General features: G+C 67.2%; 10 protein-coding genes and 1 tRNA gene. 5 read left to right on the top strand and 6 right to left on the bottom strand.

The genetic code is table 11. The annotated features are described in order from the left end of the window. Positions 1–88 precede the first annotated feature (88 nt). Entirely contained in the window at positions 89–1,336 is a 1,248-nt protein-coding gene (locus AWB92_RS02430) for an alpha/beta hydrolase (protein ID WP_085183898.1), read from the bottom strand. Between the two features lie 186 nt (positions 1,337–1,522). Between AWB92_RS02430 and AWB92_RS02425 the strand changes: the two genes are divergently transcribed. Then, a tRNA-Arg gene (locus AWB92_RS02425) sits at positions 1,523–1,596 on the top strand. A 23-nt stretch (positions 1,597–1,619) separates the two neighbouring features. Here the strand turns inward: AWB92_RS02425 and AWB92_RS02420 are convergent. The 3 genes from AWB92_RS02420 to AWB92_RS02410 all read right to left on the bottom strand — a co-directional run bounded on the left by AWB92_RS02420 (position 1,620) and on the right by AWB92_RS02410 (position 3,700). Then, positions 1,620–1,928 carry a hypothetical protein gene (locus AWB92_RS02420; protein WP_085183897.1) on the bottom strand — a complete coding sequence of 103 codons (309 nt, stop codon included), beginning with the start codon at positions 1,926–1,928 and terminating at the stop codon, positions 1,620–1,622. Positions 1,929–2,239: 311 nt separating this feature from the next. Further along, entirely contained in the window at positions 2,240–2,884 is a 645-nt protein-coding gene (locus tag AWB92_RS02415) for a TetR/AcrR family transcriptional regulator (protein ID WP_085183896.1), read from the bottom strand. Between the two features lie 69 nt (positions 2,885–2,953). Continuing rightward, entirely contained in the window at positions 2,954–3,700 is a 747-nt protein-coding gene (locus tag AWB92_RS02410) for a maleylpyruvate isomerase family mycothiol-dependent enzyme (protein ID WP_085184073.1), read from the bottom strand. A gap of 167 nt (positions 3,701–3,867) precedes the next feature. On the opposite strand from AWB92_RS02410, the gene AWB92_RS02405 reads away from it, so the two are divergent. The 4 genes from AWB92_RS02405 (at position 3,868) to AWB92_RS02390 (ending at position 6,049) form a co-directional block, all read left to right on the top strand. Beyond that, positions 3,868–4,155 (top strand): hypothetical protein, encoded by a 288-nt coding sequence (locus AWB92_RS02405; RefSeq protein WP_142281907.1) that lies wholly within the window; start codon positions 3,868–3,870, stop codon positions 4,153–4,155. 203 nt (positions 4,156–4,358) lie between these two features. Beyond that, a complete protein-coding gene (locus tag AWB92_RS02400; RefSeq protein WP_068103984.1) occupies positions 4,359–4,661 on the top strand; it encodes a hypothetical protein in 303 nt (100 codons plus the stop codon). A 175-nt stretch (positions 4,662–4,836) separates the two neighbouring features. Beyond that, complete coding sequence (locus AWB92_RS02395) at positions 4,837–5,268, top strand: Hsp20/alpha crystallin family protein (RefSeq protein ID WP_085183894.1); 432 nt, start codon at positions 4,837–4,839, stop codon at positions 5,266–5,268. 94 nt (positions 5,269–5,362) lie between these two features. Continuing rightward, positions 5,363–6,049, top strand: coding sequence for a cutinase family protein (locus AWB92_RS02390; protein WP_173817328.1), 687 nt, complete (start codon positions 5,363–5,365; stop codon positions 6,047–6,049). A 32-nt stretch (positions 6,050–6,081) separates the two neighbouring features. Here AWB92_RS02390 and AWB92_RS02385 read toward each other — a convergent pair whose 3' ends face one another. Together AWB92_RS02385 and AWB92_RS02380 are read right to left on the bottom strand one after the other, a co-directional pair. Then, positions 6,082–6,888: a DUF732 domain-containing protein gene (locus AWB92_RS02385; RefSeq protein ID WP_085183893.1), complete on the bottom strand. Its 807-nt coding sequence runs from the start codon at positions 6,886–6,888 to the stop codon at positions 6,082–6,084. A 308-nt stretch (positions 6,889–7,196) separates the two neighbouring features. After that, positions 7,197–16,871, bottom strand: a complete 9,675-nt coding sequence (locus AWB92_RS02380) for a type I polyketide synthase (RefSeq protein WP_085183892.1) — start codon at positions 16,869–16,871, stop codon at positions 7,197–7,199. Positions 16,872–16,948: the final 77 nt, after the last annotated feature.

Below are 16,948 nucleotides of genomic sequence, written 5' to 3'. Positions count from 1 at the left end.
ACCGGATTGCCCAACCCACGCTAGTCGGCTTGCCGCGCTGGTGAAAGGCGCGATCCAGTCGGCATCAAGGCAGCAAAGCGGCCCCTGCTCAGCTGGCCGAAGTCGCCGACAGCGGCAACGAACCCGCCAGCGAGCCGCCGCGGCCGCCGTAGACGATGCCCAGGAAGTCGGCGACGGCCCCGGCGGCCAACCGCGACCGCACCGTCGGTGTGATGTCGAATGCGTGGTGCGCGTTGGCGAGTTCGGCGTAGCCCACCGTGGCGGCCCCGGCATCCCGTAGCGCCGCGCAGAAGACCCGAGCCTGGCCGGTGGGAATCAGTTCGTCTTTCTCACCATGCAGCACGAAGAACGGCGGGGCCTCGCTGTGCGCGTAGGTGATCGGCGACGCCGCCCTGAAGCGCTCAGGGTTCTCGCTGTAGCGGGACTTGAGCACGAAGTGCTCAAGGAACGGCAGCATCATCTCGTGCATGTTCTCGAAGTCGGTGAAGTCGTAGACGCCGTAATAGGGCGCGACGGCCTGGACGGTGGTGTCCGCGTCCTCGAAGCCGGGCTGGAAAGTCGGATCGTTCGGGGTGAGCGCGGCGAGCGACGCCAGGTGACCGCCCGCGGACCCACCGGTGATCGCGATGAACTCGGGATCACCGCCGTAGTCGGCGATGTTCTCGCGGACCCATGCGATCGCCCTCTTCACGTCGATGAGGTGCGTGGGAAATGTGCAGCGTGGGCTCTTGCTGTAGTTGATCGAGACGCAGATCCAGCCGAGCTCGACCATGTGGCTCATCAGCGTGTAGGCCTGATGGCGTTTGCCGTTGACCGACCACGCCCCGCCGGGGACCTGAATCAGCACCGGCGCGCGCCGGCCGGGCGCCAGGTCGTGACGCCGCCAGATGTCCAGCAGGTGTTCGCTGCCGCCGGGACCGTAGGAGATGTCGGACGTCTCCGCGGCGTACCGGCGGTGCGGCCCCGGCCTGCGCAGCAGCCCGCCGCGCGGCGCACCCTCGGACTGGACATAGGCCGGGTGGCGAACAAGACCACGAAAGTCCGGCCCGAAGCACTCGACGAGCGCGGCGGTGAGGGCTTGGTCGGCTTTCTGCGCGGCCCACGAGGTACCGACGCGGCCGATGGCGGGTTGCGATACCCGGGACAACGCGTGCCCCGTCACCACGTGCGGGGGAAATTCGGTGGAGAGCCAGCCGGCAAACCAGCCGACCGCGAACGGCGAGCCGCGCAGCAACAGCGCACCTGCGCGGTACGTGTCCCTGGCGTCAGCCGCCAGTCGCAGCGCCTGCGCGCCGGCCTCCGAGCAGCGCGAAGTCAAGTTCAAGGCCACGCTCATAACAACGCACCCCTCGACGGCTATGCACACGCTTCGTTGCGGTTAACGGCTGATGATCAACCGGTGTTGTGCGTGTGTCGAGGTCTCACACCATAACCGATAAGTACGGCGGCGGAAGACTTTTCGGGCGCGTCGCGTTCAGCCAGTCTTTCGGCGTGTCGCGTTCGATAGACTGACCTGCACATTGCCTCCGTAGCTCAGGTGGATAGAGCAAGGGCCTTCTAATCCCTAGGTCGCACGTTCGAGTCGTGCCGGGGGCACTGGGATTTTTGCGGCCCGCAAGTCACTCGTCCGCGGCGTCTGCGGCGGCGATCAACGCGCTGCCCAGCTTGCGCGCTTCGCTCGACGTGATGACCGGGGTGTGAGCGCCGTCGATGATGATCTTGCGCTCGGCGCGCCCATCCACGTACTGCCGCCCGATGACCGACACCACGATGTCCTCGATGTCGGCGCATCGGCCGTGGTCGGTGACGTGCTTGATCCTCCACTCCGGTCCGTCGAACACCCTGAAGGCCGCCCCGAAGCTCTCCCATTCGTCGACGCAGGTGGCCCCGTTGGGGGCTGCGAGGTCCCGCGATCGGGCTGTGGTCATGGTCGGTTCTCCTTGGGTTGTGGGCGCCAACTCTAGCCCGGGTTAGTCACTTGACTACACCACAGCTTCGACGTGTAGTCAAGTGACTAACCCGGGCGATACTCGGCTGCGGACGTGATCGTCGTCACGCCGCGACAGCACAGCCTCAAGAACTGATGGCAGCCGACGAAAGCGTCAGCCGAGGCCCGGCCAGGTTTGCCGCTACCGATGGCTCTCGACTTGCAATGAGCGCCGGGGTGGCGACGGCTGCTAATCCCTGGGTTGCACGTTGGAATCGCGCCCGCCACCCATCAACTACGTGAGTGACTCTGTCACGATCTCGCCGCGGGCTGACCGCGGCGCTTACGTGGTGCAACAGCGCGCAGGGAATCGACCAGCCGGTCGATCACCGCTCCGGCGTCGTCTCGCGCTTGCCGCCGATCGTCTGCGCGCGCGATGTAGAGAGTTGCCTCGCGAAGCGCGCCCAGCAATGTCAGCGCCGTCGCCTCAACCGGCTGCGGCGGGATGCTTTTGGACTCGATGGCCTCGGTGATCAGAGCCTTCACCAGTCCGATGTTGTAGCGCTGCCCGATCTCGCTCCAGCGTTCCCACCCCAGCACCGCAGGGGCATCCATCAGGACGATGCGTCGGACCTCGGGGGCAGCGCAGGCGTCCAGCCAGAAGGCCGAGCCCAAGCGCATGATTTCGATGGGGTCAGTCTCGCCTGAGGCGGCGATCGTCTCGCCCATCCGTGCGGCCATTTCGCCCTCGACTTTCTCGAAGACCGCGGCGAACAATTCCGTCTTGTCGGCGAAATGGTGGTAGAGGGCTCCGCGGGTTACACCGGCGTCGCGGACGATCGCTTCCATTGAGACGTCGGCGAAGCCCGGGGATGCGAACAAGGGCCGGGCGGCGGCAATCAGCGCATCACGGGTGTCGGCTGCGCGTTCGGCCTGCGTGCGACGCTTTTCCTGCATCGGGCCCACGGTTCATACATACCGCATGCTTCCGATGCAGACGGCATCTAGCGACGGACGCGCCGCCGGTCAAAAGACCCGGAGCTTGCGGATCGTTTCGAGCGTCGACAGATCCCCTTCGGCCCGCACCCCCAGCTCCTCCCAGGTGCCCCGCTGAGTCACCCACCGCACGAATGCCAAGGAATCGGAAGTGATGTGGGCGGCGACCTCGGCGCCGTCACCAATGCGCAGCGTTCGCGAGCACAATCCATCCAGGCGAACCTCGACAGCATTCCCTATCGCGTCAAGGAGGCTCGCATTCTGTTGCGGCAACGACGCGGCGATCCAGTCAAGCGTCGGGGCAAGCCGTAACTCGTCGGCAGGCGGCGGGTCCCCAACCAAGGGCCCATCCGGGGAGAACAGGTCGTAGCGGATATGGATGAAGGCCTCGAAGGCGAAGGCGGCCGGCACCATCGAAGCGGGATAGGTGCCGACGTCACCCAGTGGGACTTCGAAGTCCTGATCCGCGACGGCAGCCAGCATCTCCAGACCCCTCAGGCTGACCTGCTCATAGTCGGCCACAACTTCTTCGGGGGTCATCGAGCGGCGCGATTCGACGTAGAGGTCCGCCGCGCGTTCGGCGGGCAGACCATCCGGATCGGGCAGGTTGGTCGGGTCGACGGCCAGCCAGAAGCTGCATGCCATGTGGGACACGAGGTCCTGCACCGACCAGCCTGGGCACCCACTTTCCTTGGCCCACAGCGCCTTCGGAATCTGCGGGCACAACGCCAACATGACTTTGCGGTCTTCTTCGATAGCCCTCAGCGCGAGGGTCATACGATCCATCCCTTCATTAGATACATACGGTATGCATGAAGATACATACTGTATGTATCCTCAGCAAGCCCCCGATATCCAGGCATGACGGCCGCTATCGACGAAATCCAGTACGGGGCGCCGGAAAGGCAGCCTCGGCGACGCGAGAAGAGGCGAGAATGGCGGCCATGAACGAACCAGACAACCTCGGCATCGACATGGCGCTCTTCTGCCCGGCACAACACCACGTCGGCAACCTCAGAAAGTTTGCAGCCGAGATCGGCTATCAGCCGAGAGGCGGAATGCTCGCGGCGTGGCCGCAACACCCGTCGGACTCGTGGTGGGAAGTCCGATGCCCCGACGGCTGCCCCGGCGTATTCGGCGGCGCCGTGGATCCGATCCGCCAAGAGGTGAAGCGGCTCGCAGATGACCCCAGCCGCACGAATGCTCACTACACGCTGAAGCAGGTCGGCTGAACGCGCGAAGACCACGCGACAGTTTCTGCGCCCAATTCAGCGGCGAAATCACGGATCATTTGCGCGCGGCGATGCTCCAAACCAACGGGCCGCGGGAATGCCGAATATTTATAGAAGACCGCCGGCGGGACGTCGACGGAATTACCTCAGAATTAACTAGGAGATCGCTTTGACGCGCGCGCGGCGCCCTAAGATCGCCGGGCATGAGCGCTCCTACCAGCACCCCTTCGCCCGGGCCCGGGTGGTGGCTGGCATCCGACGGTCAGTGGTACCCGCAGCGGTGGGAGAGCAATTTCATCTACCGCACGAATGAGTCCCTGCAAGCTGTCGTCGAGGAGGTCGCCGAACTGTCGAAGGCCTACGGGGAACAGGGCTGGGAGATTGTGAACTCCTCGGTGCAACGCACTCAGGTCGCCCACCACTTCAAAGGCTACGACAAGGACGGCGAGCTGTATTTCGAATGGAGCATGGTCTGCACGCTCAAACGGCCGCTCCGTCCCGGCTAGGGATTGGGTCCATCCACCGAAACGAAACCCGTTGTGCACCTTGGCCGGCGTCCGGGACCGACCGGTTGAACGCGCAATGAACCTCTCGGCAACTTCGGCGGCCCCCGTCTAGCACCGGCGGCTGCACAGTGGTTCGATCGAAATCGAAAGAGATGCAACGATTTCAGGAGAATCCATGGCAACTCTGCCGGTCCAGCGTCAAACCAGAACCCTGATGCCCGATCTCACCGAGCTCTTCAGCGGCACCCCCCTATTGTCGGGCCTGCGCCCGCTTTTCGACCGCAACCTGCTGCGGGTCGAGGACGAGTTGCACGACGGCCGCTACGAGGTTCGCGCCGAGATCCCAGGCGTCGACCCCGCGAAGGACATCGACATCACCGTGCACGACGGGATGCTGACCATCAAGGCCGTGCGCAGCCAGGCCGTCGAATCCCACGGTCGGTCCGAATTCAGCTATGGGGCCTTCGCGCGCTCCGTTCCGCTGCCCGCCGGGGCCGACGTCGATGACGTCCACGCCACCTACGAAAAGGGCATCCTCGCGGTCTCGGTGCCGGTGCCCAACGGCGCGCCGGCGGCAAAACGCATCGAGGTCGAAATTCGGGAGTAATTTCGCGGCCGTCGGCCGGTGAGTCCCCGGGCGTGCCATCCGGTGGTGCGATGCGGGCGGAACGCTTCGATCCCGATATGTCAGCATTGGAATCGTGAACGCACGCCAATTGGCTCGTTTGCTTGTTTCCGCGGTGGTGACGACCGGGGCGGCGCTCCTGGGCGCACCGATCCTCGCTCCAGCCGCCTCGGCCGCACCCTGCCCCGACGTCGAGGTGACATTCGCCCGCGGCACCGATGAGCCGCCGGGCGTCGGCGGCGTCGGGCAGGCTTTTATCGACTCGCTACGTTCGCAGGTCGGCGGTCGGTCCCTTGGGGTGTATGCCGTCAACTACCCGGCCACCGAGGATTGGCCCCCGTCCGCATCCGCCGGCGCCGTCGACGCGAAGGCGCACGTTCAATCCATGGTCGCGACCTGTCCCAACACCAAGCTGGTGCTCGGCGGATATTCCCAAGGCGCGATGGTGATCGATCTGATCACCATCGCCCGAGCGTCGATCGCTGGCTTCAACGCCGACACGCTGTCGGCCGACGAGGCAGCCCACGTGGCCGCCGTCGCCGTGTTCGGGAATATGGCCGACAGGGTTGTAGGGCCCATGAACGAGGCCAGCCCGTGGTACGGGGCCAAGGCCATCGACGTGTGCGCGCCCGGCGATCCGGTGTGTTCTGGGGGCGGCCTGTCGCTGCCCTCGCACGACCAGGTGTTCTCCCCGGAGCACTTGTCGTATCAGAATTCCGGGATGCCCGGTCAGGCAGCGAGTTTCGTGGCGAGTCACCTCTAGCCACAACCGTTGTAGCGCAAGGCATTCAGCTCTCACGGCGCGAGCCGGACAAAGCCCGGCGACGGATCCGCGGGGACCCCGCCACCATTTCCGCCAGGGCTACCACCGCCGTTGCCGCCGCCCGCGCTACCGCCGCCGCCGCTGCCTCCGGCGCCGCCCGGCTGCGGACCCCCTGCGGGCTCCATCTGCTGCGGTGGCGACGGCGGCTGCTGTGGCGGGGACTTCGCGGTTTGCGGCGGGGGAGGCGGGTGCTTTGGTGCGGACGGCGCCGCTATCGGCTGCCGTGGCGTCTGGATCTGCGCTGCTTGCGGTGGCGGTACCGGAAGTTGCGGCGGATTGGGATCGTCGATCTCTCCGGACGGGACCGCCACGGGCAACTCCCGAAGATCGCTCCGCAAGTCGACCGCCGGCCGTGTGACCCGCTGCGCGGACTCTTCCCACCCGCTGGGATTGGTTCTGAGGGAAGCGATTTTGCCCCGATCGTAGGGACAGTAGGCCCCGACCGCGGCGGTGATGAAGCGCGCCTCGGTGCGCGCGAGGCGGCCGAGGTCGAAATCGCGCTCGCCCGGGTCGATGCCAACCGCATTGTTGACCATCGCGTCCACCAAGCCGGCCGCCGGCATGCCGGCGTCGAGCGTGCGGCACACGTCATGGCCCGTTTCGATGAGGCTCGGGACGCCACGGAGTGCGGGGATGCCTTGTTGATCGAGCAGTGCCAGGAACCGGTCGTCTTGGCTCGGGTCAGCAATAGCCGCGCCGCCGCGCACAATTGCAGCTCCAGTTAGCACCGCAACGGCGGTAATCAGGGCACCGGAGCGGCCGGTGGGGCCGGTGAACATAGGAGGGATTTCCGTTCTGGTCGGGCCGTCGCGTGACGGGCGAATTGCCATGTACACCACGCACGTGCGCCGCCCCTCCGGTTTCACGGTGCACGTGCCAACGCTGCTATACCTTGAATCCGTTCACCATTTGTTCATCGTTTGTTAACCAATCCGTTCATAATAAATCACCGCGATTCCGCCGTAAATACCCGATTTTCTGAGCCGGGCCGGATCAGCTCAAACACCTTGCGGTACAAGGCAACAGAGATTCCGTTGACACCGAAAGCCGCTACGCAATCGGTTACAACGGCCCGGACGCGCCGCGATTAGCAGTCGATCTCTGCGTTCAGGTCGAATTCGGCGAAGGTGTGCGAGACGCTCTCCCGCAGCTCATCTTTGGTGTTCGACCGCCCGAGAATATAGGCAGAGATTCTGATGAACATCTTGCCGCTGCCCCGACCCGAACCCAGGAACAGTTGTCCGCCCATCGCCTCGAGCATGCTTTTCTTCATATCGGGCTCGAGGTTTCGCATGTACGCATAATCGGCGTCGGTGCCGTCGGGCCGATTCGCCGATGGGGACAGGTCACCGACGTTGGAGCACGTGACCGGCAGGGTGGAGCCCCCCGTCGCCATCCCCGCGACCTTCCTGGCCGCCCATACCGGCGTCAACGCGGCCAGCGGCAGCGGCGCCAGCCACTCGTTGTCGGGGTCCTCCATCGCCTCGAGGATCGTTTGCGTGATCTTGGCCTGCATATCGGCGAGATTCGTCGTCGCGTGCGTCGGGTCGACCGGGACGTCGACACTGGTGAGCGCGTTGCCACGGGTATCGCCTTCGGTCCGCAGCGTCACCATGAAACGCAGGGTGACGGTCCCGTCGTCCTGAACGCGGCCCATCCTCACCGCGAGCCGGCAGGCGATTCCCGCCACCAGTGAATTACTGCTTACCGCAAGGCTTTTCGCGCGGGCATCCCATTCGGCAAGGTCAATGTATGCCGTGACGGCGGGCACCTCTACCGGCCGGTCGTCGACCGACGTCCTCGGCGACGGTGGTGCCGCCTTGATCGACGAGTTCAGCTCCTTGCGGTCACGCCGCGCCCGGCGCGCCACCGCGGCCAACGCGTGCCCTATGTCCGGCAGGTCCTTAACGGTTTGCCGCAGATCCTCACGCACCGCCCGCCCGAGGGTGCGCGATCCCGCGGGGGGATAGCCCAGATCGCGCGTCCTGCCCTCGGCGGCGTCTTCTATCGCCTGGCCGAACGCGATTGCGTCGACGATCGTGTGCGAGGCCACCAGGCTTACCGCGGTGCCGCCGTCCTCGAGCGGAAGCACGCCGAGGTGCCAGGCCGGCCCCCACTCCGGGTCGATGGGCAGGCGGGCCCGCTCGTCGGCCCACGCGTTCACCTGGGTACGCGGACGTGGCGTCGCGGCAAAGTCGATCTCCTCCGGCGGCGGTGCCTGCACCCAGCGATCGCGCGCGAATGGCAACGTGGACCGTTCGATCCGGCGTCCCAACAACCCGCGGCCAAGGTTGCGGTGAAAACGCTTTAGCCCCTCGACGTCGATGGCGCGGTCGTAAATCCAGGTGACCTGAATCAGCGCGCCGTGAACGGCGCGCAGCGCGAGGAACGCCGCCTGGTCCAGGTATGCCAGCCGGTTGTCCACCGGCTCGTCGCCACGCGTCGCGACCTGAGCCGCCGGGGCGGCGGGCGCGACGGCGTCGGTGAGTAGCTCCGCGAGGTGTCCGGCGAGCTTCGCCGGGGTGGGGTGGTCGAAGGCCAGCGTTGCGGGCAGGGCGAGGCCGGTGCGTTGGTTCACCGTGTTGCGCAGTTCCAGGGCCGTCAGCGAGTCAATGCCGAGTTCTTTGAAGGGACTGTCGGGATCGAGTGCGGCCGGGTCGGGGTGGGCCAACACGGCTGCCGTGGTGGCGGTGACCATCGCGGTGAGGGTGTCCAGCCGTTGTTGCGGCGTTTGGGTGGCCAGCGTGGCGGCCAGGGTGCGCGGGCTGGCGGTGGCGGCCTGGCGACGGCTGGTGGTCAGGGCGGACAGGATCGGGTCCAGCGTGCCGTTGCGCGCCTGGCGGGCCAGTGCGCCGGTGTTGAACGGGCTGGCCAGCAGGTTGGTCGGCTGACTGGTGAGCGCGGCGTCGAAGAGCGCCAGGCCACGCTCGTTGGTGATGGGGGTGAGCCCGGTGCTGCTCAGGCGGGTCAGGTCGCTGGTGCTGAGGTGGGCGGTCATCCCGGACGGGGTTCGCCAATAGCCCCAGGCCAGGCTGGTGGCCTGGCGTTGGGTGTGATGCCGGTGGCGGGCCAGCGCGTCCAGGAACGCGTTGGCGGCCGCGTAGTTGGCCTGCCCGGCGCTGCCCAGGATGCCCGCGGCGGAGGAGAACAGGACGAACGCGGCCAGGTCGCGGTCGGCGGTGAGGTGATGCAGGTGCCAGGCCGCGTCGGCCTTGGCGGCCAACACCGCATCGAGCTGTTCGGGGCTCAAATCGGTCACCAGCGCGTCGTCGAGGACGCCGGCGGCGTGGATCACCGCGGTCAACGGGTGCTCGGCGGGGACCGTGCCGAGTGCTGCGGCTACCTCGGCGGGGTCGCTGGTGTCGCACGCGGCGATCGCGACGTGGGCGCCGAGCCCGGCCAGGCGCTCTTGCAGTTCGCCGGCTCCGGGCGCGGCGATTCCGCTGCGAGACAACAGCAATAGATGTTCGACGCCGTAGCGGGTGATCAGGTGTTCGGCGAACAGCGCGCCCAGCATCCCGGTGCCGCCCGTGATCAGCACGGTGCCTTGGGGATCCAATACCGCGGGCGGGATCAGCACGATCTTTCCGGTGTGGCGGGCTTGGCTCATGTCGCGGAAGGCTTGCGGGGCGTTCAGCAGGCCGTAGCTCGTGGTGGGCAGCGGCTTGAGCACGCCGGCGGCGAACATTTCGGTCAGCGCCGCCCAGGCGGGCTGCAGGGCTTCCGACGGTGCGCTGGATAGGTCGTAGACCCGGTAGTCGACTCCCGGATGGGAGGCGGTGATGTCGTCGGCCCGGCGGATGTCGGTCTTGCCGATTTCGACGAAACTGCCTCCGCGGGGCAGCAATTGCAGCGACGCGTCGATGAACTCCCCTGCCAGGCTGTTGAGCACGACGTCCATGCCCTGCCCATCGGTGGCGGCCTTGAAGGTGTCGACGAAATCCAGGGTGCGTGACGACGCGATGTGCGCGGGGTCGAGCCCCAGGCCCCTGAGCACATGGTGTTTGTTCGGATGGGCGGTGGCGAACACCTCGGCACCGAGGTGGCGGGCGATCTGGATGGCGGCCTGACCGACGCCGCCGGCGCCGGCGTGGATGAGCACGCGTTGGCCGGCCGACAACCCGGCGATCTCGACCAAAGCCGCGTAGGCGGTGAGGAATACGATCGGCGCGGATGCCGCCTGGGTGAACGACCATCCGTCCGGGACGTGCACCACCATGCGCTCGTCGGCGATCGCGGTGGGCGCGAACGCGTTGTGCGGGAAGAGGCCCATCACCGCGTCACCGGGACGCAGCGATGCGCCGGGGGCCGCGTCGAGGACGACCCCGGCGCCTTCGCTGCCCATCCCGTCATCGGCGATGGCGCCCAACGCCACCACCACGTCGCGGAAGTTCAGCCCGGCGGCCCGGATCTGAACGCGAATCTGCCCCGGCGCCAGGGTATTTGGCGAATCGGTGGGGAGCAGGGTTAGGTTGGTCAGGTCACCTTTGCCGGTGGTGCCCAACTGCCAGTCGGGAGCGTCGGGTGGGGTCAGGGTTGGGATCCGGGCCACGCGCGGGATGTGCACGACGCCGTGGCGCACGGCCAGCTCCGGCTCGCCCGCCGGTCGCACCGAAACGATGGCCAGCAGGGTGGCGGCGGTGGCTGGGGTGTCGTCCGTGTCGATCAGGGTGATCCGGCCGGCGTGCTCGTTCTGAGCGGTGTGTATCAGCGCCCAGACCGCGGCGTGCGCCAGATCCGGGACGGCGTCATAGGCGCCGATGCTGACCGCAAGGCGGGTGACGATCACCAAATGTGCGTTGGCATTGTCCGGACGGGTCAGCCAGCCCTGAAGCTGGGCCAAGGCATGTCGGGTCAGGGCGTGCACCCGGCGAAGTGGATCGGTTTCGGTGGGTCGCGGTAGGGGCCAGATGACCAGCTCCGGGCATGGGGTCAAGGTGGCCAGGTCGTCGTGAATTGTGCCGCGGGACAGGCCATTCGGCAACTGCTCGGGTGAATCGGTGCACACCGCCCATGCCGGTGGTTGATCCGCGGACACACCGGGCAGGTCGGACAGCGACGGCCAGGTCAGCTCGAACATGCTCTCGGAGAGCCCGGCCGTCGAAGCGGGCCGGCCGAGCTGGTCGGACATCGCGCGCAACGTCACCGCGCCGATGGTGATCACCGCAGCGCCGGTGGGGTCAGTGGCGTGCAACGTGAACGTGTCCTCGCCGGTCCGGGTGAGGTGCACGTGCAGCTCGGTGGCCGCGGTGGCATGTAAAGCAATTCCGTTGAACGCGTACGGAAGCCGCGGCGAGCCCGAGTCATTCCCGTCCAGCACGGAAGCCAAAGGGTGCAGGGCCGCGTCAAGCAGGGCCGGGTGAATGCCGTAACCGGCGACCTCCGTGCCGGCGGGCAGCGCCACCTCGGCGTAGACGACGTCGGGTCGGGCCGCATCGGTGCGGATGCCCCGAACCGCCCGGAACGAACCGCCGTAGTTATAGCCCTGCTGAGCCAGCCGGTCGTAGAAGTCGTCCTGGTCGAGCGCCTCCGCACCCAACGCCGGCGGCGGGGAACCGGCGGCCGGCTGGCGGACGGTGAGCGCGCCGCTGGCGTGCAGCGTCCACGCGGCACGAAGCTGGCCGCCGGCGCGCGAGTGCACGCTGAACGGGCGTCGGCCCAGCTCGTCGAGCGGGTGCACGAGGACCTGCAGATCGGTCGGCGCCTGCTCCGACAACACCAGGGCGGTGTGCAGGATCAGCTCGTCGATCATCGGGGCACCGGCCAGCTCCCCGGCCCGCAGGATCACTTCGATGAATCCCGTCGCCGGGAACAAGATGGTGTCGTTGACCCGGTGCCCGCCCAGCCACTCCTGGGTGGCCGGCGACAGCCGCCCGCTGACCATGATCTGGTCTTCGTCGGCCAATTCGGCGACCGCACCCAGCAAGGGGTGCTCGGCGCGGTCCAGCCCTAGGGCAGCGGCGTCATCGAGCGGCGTGGGGGCGAGCCAGTAGCGGCGGTGGTCGAAGGGGTAGGTGGGCAGCGCGACGGTGCGGGCGTGGGGGTAGAGCGCTTGCCATGAGGGGCTGTGGCCGTGAGTGTGCAACTGCGCCAACGCCATAGCCAGGCTGTCGTGGTCCGGACGTTCCCGGTGCAGCGTGATGACAACCGTCGACTGGGCACGCCCCGGGCTCTGCGCCAGCGTGTCGGCCAGCGCGGGCGCCAACACCGGATGCGGGGACAGCTCGACAAACGTGCACTCGCCGGCGGCCAGCCGCTCGAGGACCCGATCATGGAAGCGCACCGGCTCACGCAGGTTGCGATACCAGTACTCGGCATCCATCGTGGTGGTGTCCAACGGATCACCCGAAACCGATTGTCCCACCGTTGAATACAGGGGGACGCGCGCCAGGGCCGGGTTCAGCTCGCCCAGCTCAGACAGGAGCCGCTCGCGCACCGCCTCGACCTGCGCGCAGTGCGAGGCGTAATCCACCGCAATCGCCCGGAACTGGATGCCGTCGCGCTCACAGGCCGCGCTGAACTGCTCCATCGCGGAAGGCTCGCCGCTGATGATGGTGTGCGACGGGCCGTTGATCGCCGAGATGCTCAGCGCCGCACCCCACGGTTGGAGCAGGGGCTCGAGTGGCTCGGCGCCCAGCAGCACCGACGCCATCGCGCCGGCACCGCACAGTTCGCCCAGCGCCTGGCTGCGCCGCGCCACAATCTGGGCCGCCTCGGGCAAGGAAAACACCCCGGCCAGATACGCCGCGGCGATCTCGCCCTGCGAGTGTCCGATCACCGCATCCGGGGTGACGCCGTAAAAGCCCAGCACCTCGGCCAAAGAGACCATCATCGTAAAGAGCACCGGCTGAACGACATCGACACGATCCAGCGACGGGGCGCCTGACTCCTGCAACAAGACCTCGCGCACCGACCAGCCGGTGAACGGGCGCAGCGCCTCGTCGCAGTCATCGACCATCGCCGCGAACACCGGATGGCGTTGATACAACTCGCGGCCCATGCCGGGGTATTGGCCGCCCTGGCCGGGCAGGACGAAGACCGTCTTGCCGCGAACCTGCGCCAGGTAGTGGTGCTCAGTGAGCTGCGGGTGGACGTGGCCGTCGCGCAACGCGTCTAACGCGCCCAGCAGGTCTTCGCGGGGATCGGCGCTGTCGACCGTTCCGATGATCGCCGCGCGGTATGGGTAGTGGGTGCGGGTGGCGCCAAGGCTGTAGGCCACGTCGACGAGATCCAGTTCCGGATGACCGAGCAGGTGTTGGTGCAGCCGGTCGGCCTGCGCGCGCAACGCCGCGGGGGTGCGCGCCGACACCGGCCACATCCGCAGTCCGAAGTCAATACCCTCGGGTTCTTCGGCCGGCTCGACGGGCGCGGTGGGTGCTGCTTGGAGGATCACGTGGGCGTTGGTGCCGCTGATCCCGAACGACGACACGGCCGCCGTGCGGGGGTGATCGGTGACCGGCCACGGAATCGCTTCGGTGAGAAGGCGAACCGTGCCCGCCGACCAATCCACGTGCGGGCTCGGAGCCTCAACATTCAACGTCGGCGGCAGGCTGTCGTGATTGAGCGCCTCGATCATCTTGATCAACCCGGCCACCCCGGCCGCGGCCTGGGTGTGACCGATGTTCGACTTGATCGAGCCCACCCACAACGGGTGATCCGCCGAGCGGGCCGCCCCATAGGTGGCGATCAGCGCGCCCGCCTCGATCGGGTCGCCGAGAGTCGTGCCGGTGCCGTGCGCCTCGACCACATCGACCTGATCCAGCGCGACACCCGCGTTGGCCGCGGCCTGGGTGATGACGCGTTGTTGAGAGGGCCCATTGGGCGCCGTCAACCCGTTGGAGGCGCCGTCCTGGTTGATCGCCGAGCCCGCGATCACCGCCAGCACCGGGTGGTTGTTGCGCTGGGCATCGCTGAGCCGCTCCAGCACCAGCACCGCGGCGCCCTCGCCCCAGCCGGTGCCATCGGCGTTGGCGGAGAACGCTTTACAGCGCCCGTCGGCCGCCAGCCCGCGCTGGCGGGCGAACTCGGTGAACACCGACGGCGTCGTCATCACCGTGACACCCCCGGCCAGAGCAAGAGACGACTCCCCATTGCGCAGCGACTGGCACGCCAAATGCGTGGCGACCAACGACGACGAACAGGCGGTGTCAACGGTGATTGCGGGGCCCTGCAACCCCAGCGCATAAGCGATTCGCCCGGACGCCACACTTGGGGACAGGCCGGTAAGCGCGTAGCCCTCCACGCCTTCCGAGCCGCCCCCGCCGTAGGATTGCGACCACGCGCCGACGAACACGCCGGTCTCCGTACGCACCAACCCGGCCGGGTCAATTCGGGCCGTTTCCAACGCTTCCCAGCACACCTCCAGCAGCTGGCGCTGCTGGGGATCCATGGTTTGGGCCTCGCGTCCCGAGATCCCGAAGAACTCCGCGTCGAAACCGGCCGCGTCCGCCAAAAATCCCCCGGAGCGGGTGTAGGTCTTGCCCACCGCATCCGGATCGGGGTCGAACAACTCCCCCAGATTCCAGCCCCGATCGGCCGGAAAACCCCCGACGGCGTCGGTGCCGGTGGCCACCAAATCCCACAATGCCTCCGGCGAATCCACCCCGCCCGGGAATCGACATGCCATGCCCACCACCGCAATTGGCTCGTCCACCGCCACCTGCGATTCCACCGGCGAGGCGGCCGCGACCGGCCCGATCAGCAGCTGGGCCAGGTGGGCGGCCAACTCGTCGGGGGTGGGATAGTCGAACGCCAGCGTCGCCGGCAACGGCAGCTCGGTTTCGGTCCTGAGCCGGTCGAGCAATTCGGTGGCTTTCACCGAGTCAAAACCCAGGTCCCGAAACGCCGACCCGGGGTCGATGTCGTCCGGGCTCGGACGCCCCAACACCGTCGCCGCCTGCGCGCAGACCATCCCCACCAGCAAGTCGTGTTGCTGCTGGCTTAGCGTGCGAACACGTTGGGCCAATCCCGAGTCGGCCCCGGCGTCCGCGGCGGTGTCCTCGACCGCGCGCGGCTTTGACGGGCCGATGTGCGCGTCCAACCGGGTGAAGGCGCCCTGCCGATAGAGCTTTGAGCAATCCCGTCGCCTCACCTTGCCGCTTGTGGTGAGGGGAATCGAATGTGGGGGCACCAGTACGAGATCCGCGACGCTCAGTTCGTGCGTCCTCGAGATGGCCGCGATGATTTCGCGCCGGGTGGCGATCAACCGTTGCGCGTCCTCTTCGGAATCGCCGCCGGGCTTGAGTTCGACGATTGTGACCAGTTTCTCGGGACCGTCATCATCCGAAACCGCGATCGCCACGCAGCGGCCGCGGGTGATCTCTTGGATCGTCGCCTCGATGTCGTCGGGAGAATGGTTGCGCCCGTAGACGATCAAGAGATCCTTGATCCGGCCGACGATGAACATCTCGCCTTCGGAGTAGAAGCCGACGTCTCCCGTCCGCAGCCAGGGCCCTTCCGGTGTGCCGTCCGACGCGCCGACGATCGTTCTGCCGAAAACACGTTCTGTCTCTTCGGGTTTCTGCCAATAGCCCGAGCAAACGTTCTCGCCGATCGTCCAGATCTCGCCGACCGTTCCCTCCGGGCACTCCATGCTCGTCTCGGGGTCGACGATCCGCACGATCGGCCACTTCGGCATGCCGTAGCTGACCAGCGGGATACCGGCGCCCTCCGCGCACCGCTCGCCGCGTCCGGCGGTCATCTGCTCCGAATCGAAAGACACGGTCACCGGCGGGTGGCCCGCCTCGCGCGTCGCCACCACGAGCGTTGCTTCCGCAAGTCCGTAAGAGGGACGCAACGCCTCGGGGCGGAAGTTGAAGCGGGCAAACCGGTCAGCGAAGCGCCACAGCGTCGGGGGGTTCACGCGTTCGGCGCCATTCAGGATCGTGTGCACGCCCCCGAGGTCCAGCCCGGCCAGGTCGTCGTCGGACGTCTTTCGCGTCGCCAATTCGAAGGCGATGTTGGGTGCCGCCGAGAAGGCGTGCGGGTTGCCGCCCAGCATTTGCATCCACCGCGCCGGTCGCTGCAGGAAGGACGGCGGGCTCGTGAGCACGGTGGGGAATCCCCACAGGACCGGGAAGGCGATGCCCAGGATCAACCCCATGTCGTGGAACAACGGCAGCCACGACACCACGGTGGTGTCCGGCGGGGCCATTCCCCCGTCCGCCTCGTAGTACATGCTCATGATCTGCTCGCAGTTGACCTGAATGTTCTTGTGCGAGACGACGACTCCCGCAGGAGTGCGGGTCGATCCGGAGGTGTACTGCAGGTGCGCGATGCTGGTCTGGCCACCGGTGTCCGCACCGGCCGCAAGCCGCGAGTCAAGATCCAGCCGATCGACCTCGACGACCGATGGCGCTCCGGGCTCCGATTTCGCGTACTCGGCGATGATGTCCACAGCAGCGGATGTGGTCAGAATCGTCGAAGGCGACGCGTCATGCAGGACGGCGCTAACCCGCTCGTCGCTGGCGCCACCCACCGGCATCGACAGCGGAACCGCGATCTGACCGGCCTGCAGCGCGCCGAGAAAGCCGACGACGTACTCGAGCCCCTGCGGCGCCAGGATGACGGCGCGGTCGCCGGTAGACCCGCAAGCTTTGAGTTCCCGTGCGAGGTTCAGCGTGCGGCGATACAGCTGTGACCACGTCAGGCTTTCCGCAACGCCCTCCCAGTCGTTCTCGTAATCGACATAGGTGAACGCCAGGTCGTTGGGCCGCGAGCTGGCACGCTCCCGCAGGACCTCGGGAATGGAATGCTCAAGCACAGCTTGACGATACCGATGAACGCACGGGGCGTCGGCGAAACCGCCCAGCCCAGAAAAGCCGCTGGCGCGCGGTTGAG

Origin of the sequence: Mycobacterium sp. IEC1808 (assembly GCF_002101935.1) — a bacterium.
Taxonomy (GTDB): Bacteria; Actinomycetota; Actinomycetes; order Mycobacteriales; family Mycobacteriaceae; genus Mycobacterium.
The sequence above is the reverse complement of the archived record's forward strand: the minus strand, read 5'-3'. Positions and strand labels throughout refer to the sequence as shown.